This window comes from Lactobacillus sp. B4026 (genome assembly GCF_026535825.1).
GTDB lineage: Bacteria > Bacillota > Bacilli > Lactobacillales > Lactobacillaceae > Lactobacillus > Lactobacillus panisapium.
Genome location: NZ_JAFNPD010000023.1, coordinates 1 through 3,896, shown reverse-complemented (window position 1 = coordinate 3,896; position 3,896 = coordinate 1). Strand labels below are relative to the sequence as shown.

The window sequence follows — 3,896 nt, the reverse complement described above, 5'->3', positions numbered from 1 at the left end:
ACTGAAACGAAAAATCGACCAGCCCTTTGCTTTATCTGCCAGTATAAACTACCAGCACAAAAAAAGAAAAACACGAAAAAGTATAGACTCCGCCTTAACGGCGTAGCCTTAAGGAACCGAGCCAATGGCTCTCTCTATTCTTTGCCTATCAGCGACAAAAAATAGAGAGATTCTCAACATTCTCAAAACTGTCAATTAAAGACTTCAATAGATTAGTATTCAGGTCTTTAATTGACAGCTTTGCCAACAGATTAAGCGCATCTTGCCCTTGCCCTTAACAGCAATAGTTTTACTTCATTTTTCGGAAGGGGTTTTTCTTGATTTTGATTCGAGAGCCGATAAATCGAATATATGCTGATAAGGTAGTTGGTTGCTGTTCCAAGACTTCCCGTAGTGGTCGCAACTTGCGAGCATCACTACATTTGCCACGTCTTCGTTGCGTGTTAGGCAACAGGTTTAGTTTACCTTTGGTGGTTGACTACACCACTGGAACGTCTCCAGCAAGGCACGAGCTTTATTAAATGACTAATAGAAGGATAGCTACTCCCAGCGATAATTAAGAAATTGTCAATTTCAAAAAAGCGGCAACCTTTCGATTACCGCTTTTAAAAATTAATCTGTTTCAGTTTTCTCCATACGTCTTGTATTTTCCTAGTTAAGTTGCTAAGATATACTAGATGAAAGAGAAAAAGTACTGATTGGTTAGTTCGGTAATCAATTAGCAGCTTTGTAGGTACGCCAATACTTGCAAAGCTCTTTTTTTATCTTTTTTATTTAATTACTTATCATCATAGCATAAAAAAGAGAAATTGATAGATTTAATTTTTAAGATGATAGAATACCTGAGCAAATTATTATTTATCAATGAAAATATAATCTAAGAGAATAACTCGTTGTAATCTTCAGGATGTATCTTATACATGCGTGAGTCCTAATGTGAATATCATTAATATTACTTAATATTAACGAACATTAACGAATACTACAAAAGTATATTGTGGTATACTCTCTTTATGAGAAACGATATTAAGGATTTCGATTATAAAAAAAGCATCGTTCTTAATAAGAACGATGCCCTTATCAGCTTACTTTTGAAGTAAGCCAGCGATTAGCGCTATAAGCGCTAACACTGCTATTATTGATTCCATTACATCAGCTCGCTTTCTCAAAATATCGATAAAGCATTCAAGCAAGTTATGAGATACCGACTCTTACTTGCTTTTTTGCTATAACGCAATTTTATCACAGATACCTACGCGTACCAGCTAAAAGTGCGAAGCAAATTACGAGCTTTCGTTTTAAACCTTACAGGGACTTGGGGTTTAAAAAACAAAAAAATATATTCAGCTGTTCACAGTCGCACTATTAATTAGCAAAATTAGGAAGCATTATTTACATTTAATGCTTTTACTGCTAGCCTAACAGGTGAGGTACATATTTTGTTAGAGCCAAAATATGCTTAGTACTATAAAGTTTTTGAACTAATCATTTTCCAATTGATTAGTTCTTTATCTTTTTTTGCGCTCTTTTCGATAGTCCAACCTAAAAATTATAGTTACAGTAGGCTCTGGTAGCATACTGAATAATTTTCCTGAATAATTTTGAAGGATATTGATAATACTTCTAACTGTGGTTGGAAAACGATAGCTAATTATTAATGCAGCTAATATTCCGATTACTATTCCTAAAATTATGATTATGTTTTTTCTGCTAATATGTTTCATCATCTAATCTTCTACTTTCTGGCAATAAACTTGCCAATCAATGAACCAAGCTTTTCTTGGGTCTACTATTAATCTAGCAAAAGGGTTTATTTTGGGATTTTAATCGTTAAAATGCTGTTATACTGGGATTCCTAAAATGAAGCAAAAGACTGATTAGTCTCTATTGGATTAATCAGTCTTTTGCTTCATCTAGAAATTAGCAATTAGAAGTTGCTCAATTTTAATATTGCTGCATATTATCAGCAATTCGCCTAGTTACTCACTAGGCTTTTTCTTTTTCCGAGCTGGTGCACGTTAGTGCAACCAACGCTCGGAAATGAAAACCCAACAAGGGCTTGCAGTGTTAACTTGATTATTACAAAAGTTTAACGCCATTTTATTTTTAACACCCCCTATTTTTGCAAAATAAGCAGACGCTTCCTGATTCCATCGGCAAAACTGCTTTAGATTTAGGTTTTGCGCCGCAGTTCATTATCATCGATGAGTATTCTTCATTATTAGCCAGTTTAGGCTCTGACAAAGACGATAAAACAATTAAATCACGAATTGAAAGTTGCTTGACACAGTTAACGCAAAAAGCTCGTCAAGCTAGCATTCTCGTGATTATCAGCCTGCAGCGAGCATCGGTTGATTCAGGCTTAACGTCAAATATCAGAGCAAACTGTGACTTAAAAATCTTGCTTGGGAGCAGTGACAGTACTACTATCTCAATGTTATTTGGCTCGCAAGCTGGCACCAATTTACCGCAAGTTAATCAAGTCGGGGGGGCTATTATTTGCGCAGCAACATGCAGATGCCTGAGCAATTTTTTGTGCCTGATTTTGACTTAGCAAAAGTCATCAAAGCCTATCAGCCCACACCACGACAGCATATCATGACAGCGGGCAGGTTAATCGACCAGCTGCTCGAAAAGCAGGCTTTTGACCCACAAAAATTAAATCAAATAAAAAATGAGCTAACCATGTTAACTCATTCAATTAATGATAAATCCGTCTTAAATGCGGTGAATGCTAGTTTTGACGCCGTTAACCACGCTCTAGCCCTAGGTAAATATGACGAAAATATCATGATAGAAATCCAGCATAATCTCGACCGTGCCGGCGACCGCATCGTCTACATTATGTGATTTACTGAACTTCGGAAAACAGGCATTATGTAAAGCACTTACGCCCCCAAGGGTTTGCGCCGATGAGATTTTCAACTAAAGTTAATCGGTAAAAAAACTCGGGTACGTTATTGTTAGGACTCTACTCTTAGTAGGGTTCTTTTCTTTTTCATTTTTTAAGGAAACTTTGTGATTAAAATCACTAATTCTCCTATCGACTAATTTTTTGTCAATTTACCAGATACGCCTAAAACGCATTTTAAGCCGTTCTGAGCGGTTTTTAAATACTCTGGTATGTTTATACCTTTATTTAAATAATTTTTGCCACCAATGATGTGACGTAGGTTCGACAGGCGAATTAACTGCTCCATCTTGTTTTTGAAGCTGATTATCAGTCAGTCGCTGTAATTTATTATCGTCTTTATCTGTTAGATTAAGTTGCTGAGCTTGGTCGGCTAGTTTTGCCAATTTATTCGCCAGGTCAGCAATGGTAGCATCTTTCTGTTTACCATCTTGTTTCAACTCGTCAATTTCGGCTTGTTTCCTTTGCAACTCTTTTTGCAGAAAATCAATTGTAGAAAAGCCATTAGAAGTGGCTTCATTATTACTCTTATGAGCATTTTGATATTGTTGAATTATTGTTTCCTGATAGAGTTTCTTGTTTCCTTTTCTTGTTTCTTCGGAAACATTATTTTTGCTAAGCCATTTGCTTAATGTGCCCTTAGAAACACCTAATCTTTCAGCAATTTCTCGTTGTGATAATAGCTTTAATTCTTGTTTCATTGTTTCGTTTCCTTCATCGTTTCACTAGTTTCCAACTGAAACGAAAAATCGACCAGCCCTTTGCTTTATCTGCCAGTATAAACTACCAGCACAAAAAAAGAAAAACACGAAAAAGTATAGACTCCGCCTTAACGGCGTAGCCTTAAGGAACCGAGCCAATGGCTCTCTCTATTCTTTGCCTATCAGCGACAAAAAATAGAGAGATTCTCAACATTCTCAAAACTGTCAATTAAAGACTTCAATAGATTAGTATTCAGGTCTTTAATTGACAGCTTTGCCAACAG

3 protein-coding genes are annotated in these 3,896 nt (G+C 36.1%); 2 read left to right on the top strand and 1 reads right to left on the bottom strand.

The genetic code is table 11. The features are described 5' to 3' along the window. Positions 1-2,122 precede the first annotated feature (2,122 nt). The gene (locus tag J3U69_RS10375; RefSeq protein WP_267414008.1) at positions 2,123-2,554 is read left to right on the top strand and encodes a hypothetical protein; all 432 of its coding nucleotides are present in this window, start codon (positions 2,123-2,125) and stop codon (positions 2,552-2,554) included. Beyond that, positions 2,536-2,850, top strand: a complete 315-nt coding sequence (locus J3U69_RS10370) for a hypothetical protein (RefSeq protein WP_267414007.1) — start codon at positions 2,536-2,538, stop codon at positions 2,848-2,850. The genes J3U69_RS10375 and J3U69_RS10370 overlap by 19 nt, the downstream gene beginning before the upstream one ends. Positions 2,851-3,135: 285 nt before the next feature. On the opposite strand, the gene J3U69_RS10365 is transcribed toward J3U69_RS10370, so the two are convergent. Continuing rightward, positions 3,136-3,612, bottom strand: a complete 477-nt coding sequence (locus tag J3U69_RS10365) for a helix-turn-helix domain-containing protein (protein WP_267414006.1) — start codon at positions 3,610-3,612, stop codon at positions 3,136-3,138. Positions 3,613-3,896: the final 284 nt, after the last annotated feature.

Coding starts and splice junctions, on each gene's coding strand:
- J3U69_RS10365 (WP_267414006.1), bottom strand. CDS start 3,612: ATGAAACAAGAATTAAAGCTATTATCACAACGAGAAATTGCTGAAAGA.